This window comes from Okeania sp. KiyG1 (assembly GCF_014132355.1).
Taxonomy (GTDB): Bacteria; Cyanobacteriota; Cyanobacteriia; order Cyanobacteriales; family Microcoleaceae; genus Okeania.
Genome location: NZ_BLZO01000059.1, coordinates 44,915 through 60,574, shown reverse-complemented (window position 1 = coordinate 60,574; position 15,660 = coordinate 44,915). Strand labels below are relative to the sequence as shown.

Genomic DNA, 15,660 nt, shown 5'->3' with positions numbered 1-15,660 from the left:
ATTTTAAAAGCGAAAGGCATCAATCGGTCTGTGATCGAGTAATCAATAGAAGATATTGTCAGTGTTCTCTATTGGTTTCTCTATCCAGGCTTTTATTTATGGGATTGTACAAAGAGTTAAAGCACAAGCAGGCGCATCTAGGAATTATTGATTAGCAGAGTTCATTCTTGAGAAGGTATTTACACACGACCTAACTTAAATGAAGTTTTACTGATGAAACTGGGCTTTAAGTAGGATAATAAATCGGTGAATCAAAATCATGAGCGAATAACTCAATCATAGTCTAACTCATCGCTCGTAACTTAATCTCAGCTAATTTATAATCTTAGCTAATTTAATATTACCACAAATATCGCTCAAGACTAACTGATTCATACTTAATTTGAGTATGTTTTTTTCTTACCATCTGAACTCAGTATTTTAACGGAGATATTTATTTAATGAATCTATACGACAATTATCGTAACAATCTTTAGATTAAGTTGTCAATAGATATTTTCATAATCTACAGAATTTTTCTTTGAAGTAGACTACAAAATAATTCTTTATTGGGCTTAGGATAAAGGATTTAGGGAGCAGAGAGTAGACAAATGCTTTGGCAACTGTAGTATATTTATGTTAGAACCACTATAAGTAAATTCCGCAGGTTCATTGATATAACAGGACTTACGCAAATCAACCTTGAAAACGCCATATGTAGGGGCGAATGACATTCATCCTCACTGGATTTAGTGTCTGTGCGTAAGTCCTGATAAGTATATATAAGTTGCCAGTTTTACCAAAAAATAGGGTCTAAAACCTCCTCTTTTAAGGGGATGAAAAAAATATTCGATTCAGTATTTTCAAGCCTCTGGCTTTCCTAGGTCATGCTGCGCAAACAGACAGAGGTACTGTAGCGTAGCTCCTCTGAAGGAGGCTAACTGATAACTGAAATGACACTTTCATTAATCATCTTTATTGGCCTTCTATAAAAATCAATTAGCAGCCATAAATACTTGATTTATTCGTCTAATTAGCGTTCGCTAGTCCCCTGATTTTAAGAGCTAGTTTGAACCCTTTTATATCATGTTGGTTAATTACTGGTAATCAAAAAAGTTGTGCTTCGATCCTTCTTTGATACCCCCTAATATCAAATCCGGTTGAATACCTATTATATAGTTGGGGAAGTAGGGGAGTAGGGGAGTGGGGGAGTGGGTGAGATTTAAGGCTTGAAGTATAGTTATAAACATATAACATATACTATATAACCGGATTCTATATCAGGACTTACGCACGGACACTAAATCCAGTAAGGACACCATTCGGCAGCTCTGCGGAGCACAAATGCCATTTACCCCTATATATGGCGTTTTCAAGGTTAATTTGTGTAAGTCCTGTATATAAAAAGGCAGGGTCAATTTATTGTCACTAGAAAAAAATTGATGGAGAGTGTGGGAAGTGTGGGAAGTGTGGGGAGAGTGGGAAGTGTGGGGAGAGTGGGAAGCGTGGGAAGTGTGGGGAGAAAAAGACACCTAGAAACAAAAATAAGACTGCACAGTTTTAGCTGTGGAGCTTCTACTACGGGATTTAATATTTATTCTCCCCTACTCCCCTACTCCCCCTACTCCCCTACTCCCCACTCCCCCTACTCCCCACTCCCCTACTCCCCCTACTCCCCACTCCCTACTCCCCACTCCCTACTCCCCACTACTCAGTAGAATCACTGAATATCATATCCAAATAAATTCGGGTCAACTTCTGCCAAATTCAAATCATCTAACCCATATTCAGTCCAACGTCTATCCACCATTGCAGCAACATCCGCATCGGACTCCAAAGCTGCACCCCACTCATGGTCAGTTTCAGGAGGAATCTTAGTAGTCGCATCTATTCCCATACGACCACCCAAACCAATTTTCTCGCTAGCAAAATCTAAACTATCAAAAGGTGTATTCGGCAAAATGAAAACATCTCTAGAAGGATCGACCTTAGAACTAATTGCCCATACTACTTGACGAGGGTCGCGAATATTAATCTTATCATCCACCACAATTACAAACTTTGTATAAGTAAACTGTGGTAAAGCACTCCAAAAAGCTAACGCTGCTCTTCGTGCTTGACCTGGATATGCTTTCTTAATAGAAATTACAGCAGCTTTGTAACTCAGAGCTTCCATAGGGAGGAAAAAATCAACAATTTCTGAAACTTGCTGTCGGAGAATAGGAGTATATATCCGGTTAAGAGCGATCGCCATCATCGCTTCTTCTTTCGGCGGTCTCCCACTAAAAGTTGTTAAATAAATCGGGTCTTTGCGGTGAGTCATACAGTGAAATCTAACCACCGGAGAATCTTCCAACCCACCATAATAACCCATGTGGTCGCCAAATGGTCCGTCTGGTAACACTTCTCCTGGAGTAATAGTACCCTCAAGCACAAATTCTGAATCTGCTGGTATTTCCAAATCTAGGGTTTTGCACTTATTTAGCTTGACACCTGAGCCACCGTAAAGTCCTGCGAATAGCCATTCTGACAAGTCTACAGGAATTGGAGTAGCAGCAGCCATAATAATTAATGGGTCTACTCCCAGAGCGATCGCAATCTCCAACTTTTTCCCATTTTCTGCTGCTTTTCGCAAATGTCGCGCTCCACCACGGACAGATAACCAATGCACTGTCATAGTATTACGCGACTGTAACTGTAACCGATAAACCCCTACATTTGGTGTACCTGTTTCACAATCTTTTGTAATCACCAAACCGAGAGTAATAATTTTACCCGCATCTCCAGGATAAGGGCGAATCATAGGAATTTGGTTTAAGTCGAGAGCGTCTCCCTCAACGACGACTTGTTGACAAGGAGGGAAAAAGTCGCGCCCTGGTTTTGCTTTGACAACATCAAACAAAACTTTGCCAAATTCCACTGCTTGGGAAATCTTTTTGGTGGTTTGGGTTGTTGCAGCATCCCCAATTTTTTACCCAAGGTTTCCAATTCCTGGGGTTTTTCCATATTCATTGCCCAGCATACTCGTTGTTCTGTGCCTAACAAATTTATTGCTATGGGGTGGTCAGACCCTTTGACATTTTCAAATAGGAGAGCTGGGCCACCCTTTTGCAGCATCCGGTTACAGATTTCTGCTATTTCTAGGTCTGGGTCAACTAAAGCTCTGATTCGGCATAGTTGTCCTCGGTCTTCTAAAATTTTCAGGAATCCTCTTAAGTCGCGGGCCATATTTTTATTAATTTTTGTTAAACAATGGTATGATATCACAGGAGTCATATCAGTTATCAGTTGTCAGTACCTAGAAAGGAGTTTTTTTATAGCAGAAGGAAGAATATTGTGTTGTATGAGTTTTAAGATTTTGGGCGTTGGTGAATCAATATAAGAGTTATGAATACCCCTTTCATTACTTGCTTCCGAACAACCCGTAAACGAAATAATCTGTAGGGACGTTGCATGCATTCCTACCTGTTCCCTATTCCCTGTTCCCTGTTCCAGATTTTGATATGTCCGCACCCTTTCCTTCTACTGCTATATATCATCTATTTATAAATAGAAGGTAGTTATGCATAGTTAGCAGTTATGCACTGACAATAGATATAGAGTTTCGCTCAGTTACGCTACCGCTAACACACCCTACTGGACTGTTTCATCTTAAATTGTGCATTAGGGAGTAGGGGAGTAGGGGAGTGGGGAGTAGGGGAGTAGGGAGTAGAAGAGATAAAGACAACTAGAAATAAAAATAAGAGTGCACAGTTTTAGCTGTGTCAGTCTACTACTGGACCGACACACCTTAAATTGTGCATTAGGGAGTAGGGGAGTAGGGGAGTGGGGAGTGGGGGAGTAGGGGAGATAAAGACACCTAGAAATAAAAATAAGAGTGCACAGTTTTAGCTGTGTCAGTCTACTACTGGACCGACACACCTTAAATTGTGCATTAGGGAGTAGGGGAGTAGGGGAGTGGGGAGTGGGGGAGTAGGGGAGATAAAGACACCTAGAAATAAAAATAAGAGTGCACAGTTTTAGCTGTGTCAGTCTACTACCAATAGTGTTCATGTGTAATTCCTGATAGTAATGGTAGATGAGAATTAACAACGGCGCTTCATGGGAGTAAGATACGAGCAAGGGAGCAAGATGCTCCCACTGCTAATTAAATACTTCAGGACTTACGCACGGACACGCTTATCAAGTGAGGGCGCAATTCGGCAGCTCTGCGGAGCGCAAATGCCATTCGCTCCTACATATTGAATTACGTTTTTAAGGTGAATTTGCGTAAGTCCTGTACTTTTGACTTTTGACTTTTGATTTAATGGGTAATTCACCATAAGATTATTGAAGATGAAATCAAATACTTAGGACTTATGCAAAGAAACCCGGTTTTGAGGGTAAATCGTTGTTTTTAACAATAGACATTAGGAAAAAACCAGGTTTCTGGGTTTACCTGCGTAAGTCCTGATATTTTTAACTTTTGACTTTTGACTTTTGACTTTTGACTTAGAAATGAAATGTCCCAGTTGTGGTTCTACATCTTTACGCAAAAATGGTCGTCCTAATAATCGTCAACGCTACCGCTGCAAGGATTGTGGTCGGCAGTTTATGGAAAAGTTCCCTAAATCAAAGATAGGGCAGAAAATTTCTGTTAGTAAATCTGAACCAACAACTTTAACTGAAGCTCCAAAAACAGGAATTGCAATTTTATTATTAGATGTTGAAAATCTGAAAATTGATGTTAATACAGAGAAATTTTTAGCTAATATTTCTGAATATTCTTTACAAGTTAAGATTGCTTTTGCTAACTGGAAAAATTCTAGTTTGAGCAAATATGATGCAGAACTTTTTGAGCGTGGGTATCAACTTATTCATGTTCCGGAAGGTAAAAATAGTGCTGATGCTCAAATGATGTCTATGGGGGCAGCTATTGGTAGGCAATATTCTGATGCTAAAGCTGTTTTTGTTTGTTCTTCGGATTGGTTATTGACTCACCTTTGTAATAGTTTACAAAATCAAGGTTTGATTGTTTATCGGGTGAGAAGACAACCAGATAATATTCTGAGTATAGAAAATCGAAGTACTTTGGAGGTGAAGCATTATTCCCTGAAAATGGCAACAGAAATTCCACAATTAGAAGAGTTTGTGGAACAAATTCAACAGTTGTTACAAGTGGAAAATGAGTCAATTAGTCGGCGCAGTTCTGAGTTATCTATTATTGCTAGTTTATTGGAAAAACGATGTGAAATTTCTCTAGATAGAGGGTATAAACAAAATTTATCACAGGTAGTTTCGGAAGATGCGGAGATTTTTGCAGCTAAAAATATAGCTACAAAATTAGTTGAAAATGAGGAAAATATTCAGTCAAAGAAGGTTGATTTACCGGAGATTAATTCTCGAGCAGAATTTGAGCAAGAAGTGATGAAAATCATCTCTAATATTCCAGTCAAGAAGAATCAAATTTTTGTGGATTTGAAGTTAGTTGATGAAAAATTTATGGCAATATTTGGGGAGGATATGGGGCAGGTATTAAAGGATTTAAAAATTAACAATGACCTGGATAATTTTTTCAAATTCTCTCCTAAATTTAGAGTGAAAAAAAAACCAAGGTCTAAAGAATATCAAGTGGCGATCGCTGCCCAAAATATACAGACTGTAAATTCACAGATAATTAGCTCTCCAGAACCTGCTGAAAATGTACCGACTGTAAATTCACAGATAATTAGGTCTCCAAAAGAATTGGAACAAGGGTTGGTGAATATTATTGAAGTTTTAGCTGCTCATGCTCCTCATGGCTACATTTGCATTTCTATTATTGGCACAGAATTTAAAAAACAATATCGTCATTCTATTACTACAATCCTGAAACAGTTAAAATTAAGTGGTAAATTTCTCGACTTTTTAAAGTCTTCTAACGCCTTTGATTTGAAAAAAGTTGGTAATAAATATCAAGTGGCGATCGCGAATCAGGAGTAGGGGAGTATAGCGCAAGTCAAAAGTCAAAAGTCAAAAGTCAAAAGTTAAAAGTTAAAAGTCAAAAGTTAAAAGTTAAAAGTTAAAACAGGACTTATATCATGTCCGGATGATTAGTGATAAAAAAAACTTTCTCCTTCTTCTTCTTCTTTCTTCCTTCTTCCTTCTCCCCTCCACCGGAGGGGTTGGGGGTGGGTTGACTCCTGACTCCTGAGTTCCCCTCCCCTCCTGGGAGCAGGGCTAATTCATTGTCGCGCCTAGAATATTTACAACTGTATATTTTTGGTTAACTCACCTAGCAAGATGCACAAAATCTCAAAATTTCAAAGGATACAATTTTTCGATCGCGTGACGATGAATTGACCTTACTCCCCATCCCCTACTCCCCATCCCCCCACTCCCCTACTTCTTTTTTCTCTCGTGACAATAAATAGACCCTACCTCCTGGGAGGGTTAGGGGTGAGGGTGGGTTGACTCCTGACTCCTCCGTCGTTATTTATTTATAACTGTTCAACCGGACATGATATTACGCACCAACCGCCATATATAGCGAATGGCATTTGCGCTCCGCAAAGCTCCGAATGACGCCCTCTACGGATAGCTTATTGCCTAAGAATTTGCGTAAGTCCTGTTAAAAGTTAAAAATTAAAAGTAATTTCTGACTAAGTTTGAGCCTTTATAAATATCCTAACCTTTGTCTAGACTACTATACAAGGTATCAAAGATATGCAAGCTGCATTATTACTTAGGAGTCAGGAGTCAGGAGTAGGGGAGTTAGCGGAGCTATGCGTCAGCAAACGCCCCTCTGTGGTCTACCCAAATGAAAACCGCTGTAAACAGTAAATCTTTCTATTTTTCCCTCCTCGGAGGGGTTAGGGGTGGGTTCCCTACTCCCCTACTCCCCACTCCCCCACTCCCCCACTCCCCTACTATCTTAATAATAAGTATTCAAACGGACATGATATAACTATCGTTAACGCCCCTACAGGAGGGAAGAAAGAAGAAGAAACAGGAGTAGAAGAAGAAAATTTTTTGGTCGCGTAAGCGGAACCTAGTTCTGTCCGTAATTATCCGGACATGATATCATCAGGACTTACGCAAATTTACCTTGAAAACACCATATGTAGGGGCAAATGGCATTTGCCCTCACTGGATTTAGTATCCGTGCGTAAGTCCCGATCGTACCTCAAATCATCAACGCCAAACTTCGTTATTTAACCATTGAAATCATACTGCATAACATAAGGCAGTCTCAGAAATATGAAAACTAACAGGACTTACACAGCAACTGAACTTGTATGGTGTCCTACAGGACAATCTATACAGCGGCTAATAACACCGGAATTTTGGGTAAGTCCTGGGTAGTATAAATGATATATTCTAGTGTGGAAAAAATTTTTATGTCCAAAACCATAGTGATTTCACGAATAGAAGCAGAAACTCAAGAAATAGACCCTTTAACATTACTTTATATTCGAGAAGGTTTAACCAGAGATTCCTTAGCCTTAATGTTAGGAGTAACCAGAGATACAATAGACAAATGGGCAGCACAAAGAAGGCAACCATCTCGGCCCATTCGTCGTCTTGCTGCAGAAATTTTGGCACGTTGGCAACGCGATCGCATTACCGAACGAAAAATGTAAATCACTTTTAGGTTTTTGTCCTACACACTCAATAATTATCAAGTTAAGGTAGATACAGGTGAACAAAAAACACCAAAAAAAATCAAAGTTATCAATCATATTTGATGACAAATAACTACTTTTTGTTGAGGACAAATAATGCTAGTTTCAACATTTGAACTACTCTTAAAACCTATCACTCCTACTACAGGAAATATTCCTAATTCTGACCGTCAAGTTCTCCAAGGTTACTTTTTAACCATTGCTAATCCTAATAACACTAGCTTGAGGCTTCGGCTCCAATTTACAGCTACAACACCTAACTTAAACTTAGCTGATACTATTACTATTCGTGATGTATCAGGTACTAACGTATTTGGCGATTTAACTCCCACCCCAGACCCTCGTAAATTCACTCTTGATGTAGGAATAGCTGCCCACGATACAGGATTAGTGATTTTACAGCCAGATATTACTACTCTCAATCCACAGGTTGATACAGTCGAAATTCGTGGATTTGTCGAAATCTTTTTGCGCTTTCCTAATGATAAAATTAATGTGCTACTAACTCCCGAACACCGAGGCACATTTACCAGTGAAAACATACCTATAGCTTCTGATTTTGACCAATTGGTTTATGCCCTACCAACTGCTACTGGAAGTAGTCTATTTGAACTTAAACCAGTAGCAAAAGACCTTAAAGAAGTCAAACCAGAAATTAAAGAAACCAAAGAATCCAAAGAATTCAAAGAATTCAAAGAATCCAAAGAAATTGACAAACTACCCAGAGAAGATATCGAACTAATCCGCTCTAACCAAACAGATCAAGTGCAACAAACACTAGCTTTAATGGCTCAAAGTATCGATAACATCGGACAACGTCTAGCAACACAAGAAGCTTTCATTTCTTCTGAAGAGCGTCCTGCTGTTGGTGAAACTGCTGTCAACAACGAATAAAAAGGAGTAGAGTAGTGCTTGTTGTTATTGCTAGTAACTATGACAAGTCTGCTCGGTCTTTTGTTGAACATTCGGCAACTGATGGTGTAACGCTACTAACCCCTGAAGATTTATCAGTGGTTGGGTGGCGACACCATCTGGGAAATACCAAAAATTCTACGGCGGTTGTGGGAGGAAAAATTATAGAAGTTGCACAAATAACAGGTGTGTTAACTCGCCTCCCTGCAGTTTTTCCAGAGGAACTTTTTCATATTGTTCCCAACGACCGCTCTTATGTAGCTGCTGAAATGACAGCATTTTTGGTTTCCTGGTTAAATACACTAAAATGCCCAATGCTCAACCGACCGACACCAACTTGTCTACTTGGACCGAATTGGCGATCGCCCCAATGGATCTATGCTGCTGCTCAAGTGGGGATGTCTGTACGTCCTCTGCATCAACATATTGCTTTAGGGAAGGAAAGTTTGCCAGAAGTAATTCCAGAATATTGCGCAACAGTAACTGTTGTTGGTAAACGTTGTATTGGTGAAGTTGACCCCACTTTAGCAACTCAAGCTAGATATCTTGCTGATGCTGCTGGAGTTGAGTTATTAACTGTTCAATTTAGTAAAGCTGATGCTGATGCAGAATTTATTGATGCTAATTTGTGGACAGATATTTCTCAACCAGCGATCGCTACTGCCATTCTGGAGTATTTTTACTTATAGGGGCGAATGGCATTCGCCCGTACTTTGAGCTATGGCGCAGGATTGCTGAGTCGGGGACATTTCAGTTATTAGTACTGATTGCTAAGTACTGAGTGCTTACCAAAAATTTTTGGTCTCAAACTTCCCCCTTTTAAGGCGATAAAAAGCAGTCGAGAGATGGATGGGATACCTAATCATATCTTATCGACCAAGAGAAAGAGAATATTCAATATTTCTATTCACTTTGCTTTCCTAGGTCATGCTGCGCAAACAGCTAGAGGTACTGATGACTGATAACTGATAACTGATAACTGATAACTGAAATGACCGCTTTTTTTAACGAGGAAAAAAAATGTTAATTCTGTTGTGGGGACTACCCGGAGATTCACCTTTAGCAGCAGTACAGAAAGAATTGCAAAATTTAGGTATACCTCATGTACTGCTTAACCAACGAGAAATTCTTGAAACCGAAGTTAAGCTTTCTGTAGGGGAAAAAATTACAGGGGAAATCTGCACTCCCACTCACAAAATAGACTTGAGTGCAGTTACAGGAGTTTATTTGCGTCCCCACGACTCCTACAAACTTCCAGAAATTATGGAAGCAGGACCTGAGAGTTATGCTTGGCAACACGCGACTGCAGTAGATAGTGCTTTGTTGTCATGGGTAGAAATGACTTCTGCCTTAGTTTTGAATCGTCCTTCAGCAATGGCAGCGAATAATTCTAAACCGTATCAGTTAGAGCAAATTTGTAAGTTTGGGTTTGAAGTACCTGACACTTTAGTTACTACGACTCCCAATGCGGTGCATGAGTTTTGGCAAGACCATGGCAGTGTGATTTACAAATCTGTTAGTAGTACCCGCAGTAAGGTTTCTCAGTTGCGACCAGAACATACCAAACGTTTAGATAATGTTGTTTCTTGTCCAACTCAATTTCAGCAATATATACCCGGTAGAGATTATCGGGTTCATGTAGTGGGTGAAGATGTATTTGCCTGTGCTATTAGTTCTGCTGCGGATGATTATCGTTACGCGGGAGTTGCCAATGCTCCTGAAATTTTTAGTTATCGTTTGCCAAAAGATATAGAAAATAAATGTAGACTAATGGCTGCAGAAATGGAATTATCTTTAGCTGGCATAGATTTGCGAGAAACTCCAGAGGGCGAGTGGTACTGTTTTGAGGTTAATCCTTCTCCAGGATTTACATATTATCAGCAAGAAACAAATCAACCTATTAGTAATGCCATAGCTAGATTATTGGCATCGGGACTTTATAAGTCAAAAGTTAAAAGTTAAAAGTCAAAAGTTAAAAATTAAAAGTTAAGTCAAAAGTCAAAAGTAAGATTTTATAGAGCTACCAAGGTTTAATTAGGGCTTGCTGAATAAAATTGTAATCAATACCTGTCAAGGCTTCCAGGGTTCAATATTGCTGAGGGGGTGCAAGGTTTTTGGCTGTTGTAGTCTCAAAATGCTAATACTTTTCCCCTGACTATCAGAAAATTTGGCCGTAGCAGATAGTCTAAACTGTTGCCTGTTGCCTTCCGGAGCTGTTGTCTATCATCACAGACTTTTTCACCAAATGCTAATTATACAGTAATTTAATTTAACTTGGAGGCTTGCTCAAATCCCCGTGATCAAAAGAACTTCTGACTTCTGACTTCTGACTTCTGACTTCTGACTTCATAACTACTCTTCCCCGTGACAAAAACAGCTTCTAAATTCTAAATTCTAAATTCTAAATTCTAAATTCTAAATTCTTCCCTGTTATAAAACTATGAATTTAAAATTCACACCACTTTCTTCCAGTTGGGTAGCACTTCATCCTCAACCTCATGGAGTTATCCAATTTATCGGCGGAGCTTTTTTTGGCAGTTTCCCAACGATTTTTTATCGCCATTTCTTAAGTCAAATGTATGCTGAAGGATACAGCATTATTGCTTTACCTTTCCGCTTTAGTTTCCAACACTGGCCGATTGCTATTAGTTTATTAAAAGAACAAAGTATATTAGCAAAAGCCATGCCAGAACTTGCTGAAAAACTGGGTTATCAAAATAATATCTATACTGACCCCTCAAAATATTTTTGGGTTGGTCATAGTTTAGGCTGCAAGTATATTATGCTGCTAGAATTCCTGAGTGAAAATGGATGGCAAGACAAACTCAGAAAATATGTTAATGCTGGAGAAGTAGAAAAAATAGAAAGAATTTTCCATCAAATTCATCCTAGTATAACTACTATTTTAAATCAGCATTCTTTGTTAATAGCTCCAGATATTAGTGACACAAATAGTGCTATACCTATCCCTGCTTTAGCAAAATTAATAGACCGAATTGGTTTAGGAGGAAAACCAAGTCGAAAACAAACCCAATCTTTGATTAAGCATAGTGATTTATTTCAGTTAATTTCCATGATTTCTTTTTCTAAAGATACTGTTGCAGGTAGTATCACAGATGGAGAAAAAAGTAAAGAAATTCAAGATAAAAGTGATGTACTTTGGTTAATAAATACCTTTAAAAATCGAGGGTTATTACATCAAGAAATCCAGGGAAAACATTTAGAACCAGTGGGAGTAAAAGTAGGCAACTATATTGTTGATTTGAATCCTTTAGATAAATTTATTCAGCCAATTTCTCACAGATGTTTAGAACAAGTAGCTTTACATTTATTGCTTGAAGAAGAAAGAAGAAAGAAGGAAGAAGGAAGAAAAGAAATAAGGAAAAATCTGGCTTTATCTGAGTTTTAAGCTATTGAAGAGAAACACCGATACTTGTTGTATATTATTTATTTGTTCCAAATTGTTCTTGTTCGAGCTGACTAATCTCTTTCATCGAGTTGTGCAACCATTCTTGAATAGGCGGTTCCCATTCTTAGGTAAACTCAGTCTTCAGCCAGGTATTGACGATTTCCTGGGCCACTTGAGGAGTGGTAATCAAACCTCCTAGAGTTAAAATGTTGGAGTTATTAATTGAGCGGGATTTGTGAAGTTCTCTCCCGTTAAATCTCGCGATTATAACGGGAGCTTCTCAAACAAAGAAGTTTCTTGTTTTGCTGGCGCAACGCTACGCGTTACATGTCGCGGAGCGAAACACAGGCTGATTAATCTCTGAAGCCTCCACAAGCAGACAAGATGATACCCACCTCGTTTAATGCTTTATTTAATATGTTAATTGCAGCGTTTTCATCTCTATCTAAAACCGTTTTACATTTAGGACAATTCGGGAGTTCTAACTGATAAAGTTTTAGGTACTTTGTGGCCACAATGACTACAATTTTGTGATGTATTGTGAGGATGTACGGGCGAATGGCCATTCGCCCCTACTTACATGAATACCGCGTTTTACCGCCACTGCATTCAATTTTTCAATAAAAGCTCCCCAGGCTACATCATAGATTGATTTTGATAGTTTGCTATTTCTAGCTAAACCTTTAATATTAAGGTTTTCCACAGCAATTAACTCATATTCTTTAACTAATTTATGAGCAGTCTTATAGTGGAAATCTTCTCTTTGCCTGGCAATATGTTGATGTAGTCTAGCTATTCTATTTTGCGCTACCCTCCAGTTGTTAGACCCAACTTCTTTTCTAGATACTTTTCGTTGTTTTCTTGCTAAATTAGATTGAGATTTTCTATAAAAATTAGGAACAGAAACAGTCTCACCAGTATTGGTAGTTAAGAACTCTTTTAAGCCTACATCAATACCTACAGCAGTTTTGAGATTTTCTGTAGGAATTAGATTAGGAACTGATTTATCTTCTAAACTAAAACTTACATCCGGGACCATCAGCTTTTTTGGTTATAGTTGCGGTTTTCATCGTAAACCCATCTGGAATTGATCTATGAACTATTACTGGAATAGCACCAAACCTACTAATAGTTATTTGTTTACCATCAAACTTAACTGCTGCTTTGGGATGATTAACTCTACTAAAACACAATGACCTTAATTTTCCTGATTTTTTAAATCTTGGCCTTCCTCCACGTTTACCAGTTTTATCGGGTATTAGCCTTTCATGTCGGCTCTTAGCCGAAACGTTTCCAAGCTTTATCTAGTCTTTGTAAGTTAATTTGTTGAACTTCGTATGGAGATTTCTTTGTAGTCAGGAAATAGCTGTTTTGTCTGTAAGAGTGCTGATTGCTGAAAATAATAATCTGGCCTACTAGAAATTTCACCAATAGGACATGAAATTAATGAGCAACGGTCAATTTGACATCTAGTTCTATTTAACCAATCTAGTCTTTGACCAAGAGCATAATTGTAATGCCTTCGTAACAGTTCTAGCCAATAATCTATTTTGACTGACTGTTCATGAGTGGGCTTAATTTTGTAGCAATGAGTAATTATCATAATTTGATACTACTCTTTTATGTTATCCGCATCTTGTCTACTGGAAGTTGTCGTAATTACCATAATATATTCTGATGACATTTTCTCTGACTCCTTCACTAAATATTTTTTTACTTCAAGTTTCACTCTCTTGCAAAAGTAACATAAAACTGAGATATTGTATCGGTAAAAAAATTATTAACTACTCCCCCACTCCTCCACTCCCCTACTCCTCCACTCCCCTACTCCTCCACTCCTTCTTCCTTCTTCAATTAACCAATTCTGCCATGTAAATAATCCTCTGTTTTCTGATTTTTAGGGTCAGCAAATAAATCTTTAGTTTCACTAAATTCTATCAATTCCCCTAAATACATAAAAGCCGTATAATCAGATAATCTTGCAGCTTGCTGCATACTATGAGTCACAAGTAAAATAGTTATCTTTTCTTTTAATTGACTCATCAATTCTTCAATTTTAGCAGTAGCAATTGGGTCAAGAGCAGAAGTAGGTTCATCCAATAAAATCATCTCAGGTTCTCCTACTAAAGCACGAGCTATACATAGACGTTGTTGTTGACCTCCAGACAAATTAAAAGCTATCTCTTTTAATCTATCTTTCACCTCATCCCACAAAGCTGCACCTCGAAGAGCTTGCTCTACTTTTTCATCAATTAAACTCCGTTTTTTTTCACCACGCACCCGCAAACCATAAGCTACATTTTCATAAATTGATTTGGGAAACGGGTTGGGTTTTTGAAATACCATACTAATGCGCATTCGTACTTCTATTGGGTCAATATTTTTAGCCAAAATATTCAGAGAATCTAGCCAAATTTCCCCTTCATAGTAATTTCCTGGATACAAATCGTGCATCCGATTAAAGCAGCGTAATAAAGTAGTTTTTCCACACCCTGAAGGTCCGATTAATGCCGTAACTTGTTTTTCTGGCACAACCAAATTAACATTTTTTAAAATATGGGATGAACCATAATAAAAATTTAGTTTTTACTTTTGCTTTGGGCTTTATAGTAATTGATTCTTGTTTTTTTCTATCAAAATTTACCATTTGATACCTTTACGAATTAGATAACGTAAATAAATAGCTAGAGTATTGATTGTCAAAGTCATAATAGTTAATATAGTACCTGCTGCTGCTGCATTTATTTCAAATGCTTTTTGTGGGCGGGAAACCCAGTTAAACATTTGAATTGGCATTAATGTAAATGGAGCTTGGAGCCAGGAAAAAGAAATAAACGGAAATTCACTTTTCAACGGAGATTCTGGTAGAAAAGCAATAAATGTCAATGCACCAATAGTAATAACTGGAGCTGTTTCTCCTATTGCCCGTGATAAACCAATAATTATACCAGTAAGAATAGTACCAAAAGAGTAAGGTAAAAGATGGTCCCAAATCATTTGCCATTTACTTGCTCCAAGAGCATAAGCAGCTTCTCGTAAATTATTTGGAATGGAGCGGAGAGCTTCACGAGTAGTTACAATAACTATGGGTAAAATTAATAAGGCTAAAGTTAAGCCTGCGGTGAGAATACTTTCCCCTAATTTTAACTGATAAACAAAAAATCCTAATGCTAATAAACCATAAATAATTGAAGGTACACCTGCAAGATTTGTCACATTAATTTCTATTAGATCGGCAATCCAATTTTTCCGAGCATATTCTTCTAGATAAATACCAGAAGCAACCCCTAAAGGAATTGCTACTAATGTAGTTACTAACATCACTAAACAAGTACCTACCCAGGCTGATAAAATTCCTGCTGCTTCTGGTTTTCTACTAGGGAAAGAAAATAAGAAGTTCCAATTTAGGCGTGGTAAGCCATCAATCATCATTTTAATTATTAAAGCAGCTAATATTAATATTGCTCCCGTAATTACTAATAAACCAATTATGGCAAAAATACTATTAACCAAATTTCGTTTATTCAGATTATCTAGGAGATGATTGAAAAGTAAATATTTCTTGGTAAAATCTTGATTTGACATCTATATTAAGTTCCTCTAATTCATCGAAATATAGTAATTTAATTGGAGTTGTTTTAAAAACATGGTCGCTTTTTAGATAAAAGGCAACAGGTCATTTCAGTTTAATAAATGTTTGCTACAAATAGTTAGGCT

The 15,660-nt window shown here is 37.9% G+C and carries 13 protein-coding genes and 1 pseudogene; 6 read left to right on the top strand and 8 right to left on the bottom strand.

Features of this window, described 5'->3' with window-relative positions:
- Positions 1 to 1,699: 1,699 nt before the first annotated feature.
- Positions 1,700 to 3,207, bottom strand: a pseudogene (locus SAGCYANO_RS12065) (UbiD family decarboxylase).
- Between the two features lie 1,269 nt (positions 3,208 to 4,476).
- Here SAGCYANO_RS12065 and SAGCYANO_RS12060 point away from each other — a divergent pair.
- From SAGCYANO_RS12060 to SAGCYANO_RS12035, 6 genes are all read left to right on the top strand, one after another.
- On the top strand, positions 4,477 to 5,940 hold the full coding sequence (locus tag SAGCYANO_RS12060) for an NYN domain-containing protein (protein ID WP_202220300.1): 1,464 nt from the start codon (positions 4,477 to 4,479) through the stop codon (positions 5,938 to 5,940).
- A gap of 1,397 nt (positions 5,941 to 7,337) precedes the next feature.
- Complete coding sequence (locus tag SAGCYANO_RS12055) at positions 7,338 to 7,580, top strand: hypothetical protein (protein ID WP_202220299.1); 243 nt, start codon at positions 7,338 to 7,340, stop codon at positions 7,578 to 7,580.
- A gap of 138 nt (positions 7,581 to 7,718) precedes the next feature.
- Positions 7,719 to 8,516, top strand: coding sequence for a DUF4795 domain-containing protein (locus tag SAGCYANO_RS12050; RefSeq protein WP_202220298.1), 798 nt, complete (start codon positions 7,719 to 7,721; stop codon positions 8,514 to 8,516).
- A gap of 14 nt (positions 8,517 to 8,530) precedes the next feature.
- On the top strand, positions 8,531 to 9,223 hold the full coding sequence (locus SAGCYANO_RS12045) for a hypothetical protein (RefSeq protein ID WP_202220297.1): 693 nt from the start codon (positions 8,531 to 8,533) through the stop codon (positions 9,221 to 9,223).
- Between the two features lie 331 nt (positions 9,224 to 9,554).
- Positions 9,555 to 10,496, top strand: coding sequence for a RimK family alpha-L-glutamate ligase (locus SAGCYANO_RS12040; protein ID WP_202220296.1), 942 nt, complete (start codon positions 9,555 to 9,557; stop codon positions 10,494 to 10,496).
- A 478-nt stretch (positions 10,497 to 10,974) separates the two neighbouring features.
- Positions 10,975 to 11,943, top strand: a complete 969-nt coding sequence (locus SAGCYANO_RS12035; protein WP_202220295.1) for a DUF1350 family protein — start codon at positions 10,975 to 10,977, stop codon at positions 11,941 to 11,943.
- 124 nt (positions 11,944 to 12,067) lie between these two features.
- Here SAGCYANO_RS12035 and SAGCYANO_RS50230 read toward each other — a convergent pair whose 3' ends face one another.
- The 7 genes from SAGCYANO_RS50230 to pstA all read right to left on the bottom strand — a co-directional run bounded on the left by SAGCYANO_RS50230 (position 12,068) and on the right by pstA (position 15,528).
- A complete protein-coding gene (locus SAGCYANO_RS50230) occupies positions 12,068 to 12,208 on the bottom strand; it encodes an RpiB/LacA/LacB family sugar-phosphate isomerase (protein ID WP_375339920.1) in 141 nt (46 codons plus the stop codon).
- Positions 12,209 to 12,296: 88 nt separating this feature from the next.
- Complete coding sequence (locus SAGCYANO_RS12025; protein WP_237396079.1) at positions 12,297 to 12,509, bottom strand: zinc ribbon domain-containing protein; 213 nt, start codon at positions 12,507 to 12,509, stop codon at positions 12,297 to 12,299.
- The gene (locus tag SAGCYANO_RS12020; protein ID WP_202220293.1) at positions 12,464 to 12,982 is read right to left on the bottom strand and encodes an RNA-guided endonuclease TnpB family protein; all 519 of its coding nucleotides are present in this window, start codon (positions 12,980 to 12,982) and stop codon (positions 12,464 to 12,466) included. Before SAGCYANO_RS12020 ends, SAGCYANO_RS12025 begins: the two co-directional genes overlap by 46 nt.
- Entirely contained in the window at positions 12,960 to 13,136 is a 177-nt protein-coding gene (locus tag SAGCYANO_RS12015) for a hypothetical protein (protein WP_202220292.1), read from the bottom strand. Before SAGCYANO_RS12015 ends, SAGCYANO_RS12020 begins: the two co-directional genes overlap by 23 nt.
- Positions 13,137 to 13,261: 125 nt before the next feature.
- Positions 13,262 to 13,546, bottom strand: a complete 285-nt coding sequence (locus SAGCYANO_RS12010; RefSeq protein ID WP_202220291.1) for a helix-turn-helix domain-containing protein — start codon at positions 13,544 to 13,546, stop codon at positions 13,262 to 13,264.
- 251 nt (positions 13,547 to 13,797) lie between these two features.
- The gene (pstB, locus tag SAGCYANO_RS12005) at positions 13,798 to 14,475 is read right to left on the bottom strand and encodes a phosphate ABC transporter ATP-binding protein PstB (protein WP_237396077.1); all 678 of its coding nucleotides are present in this window, start codon (positions 14,473 to 14,475) and stop codon (positions 13,798 to 13,800) included.
- A 108-nt stretch (positions 14,476 to 14,583) separates the two neighbouring features.
- A complete protein-coding gene (gene pstA / locus SAGCYANO_RS12000) occupies positions 14,584 to 15,528 on the bottom strand; it encodes a phosphate ABC transporter permease PstA (RefSeq protein WP_202220290.1) in 945 nt (314 codons plus the stop codon).
- Positions 15,529 to 15,660 lie beyond the last annotated feature (132 nt).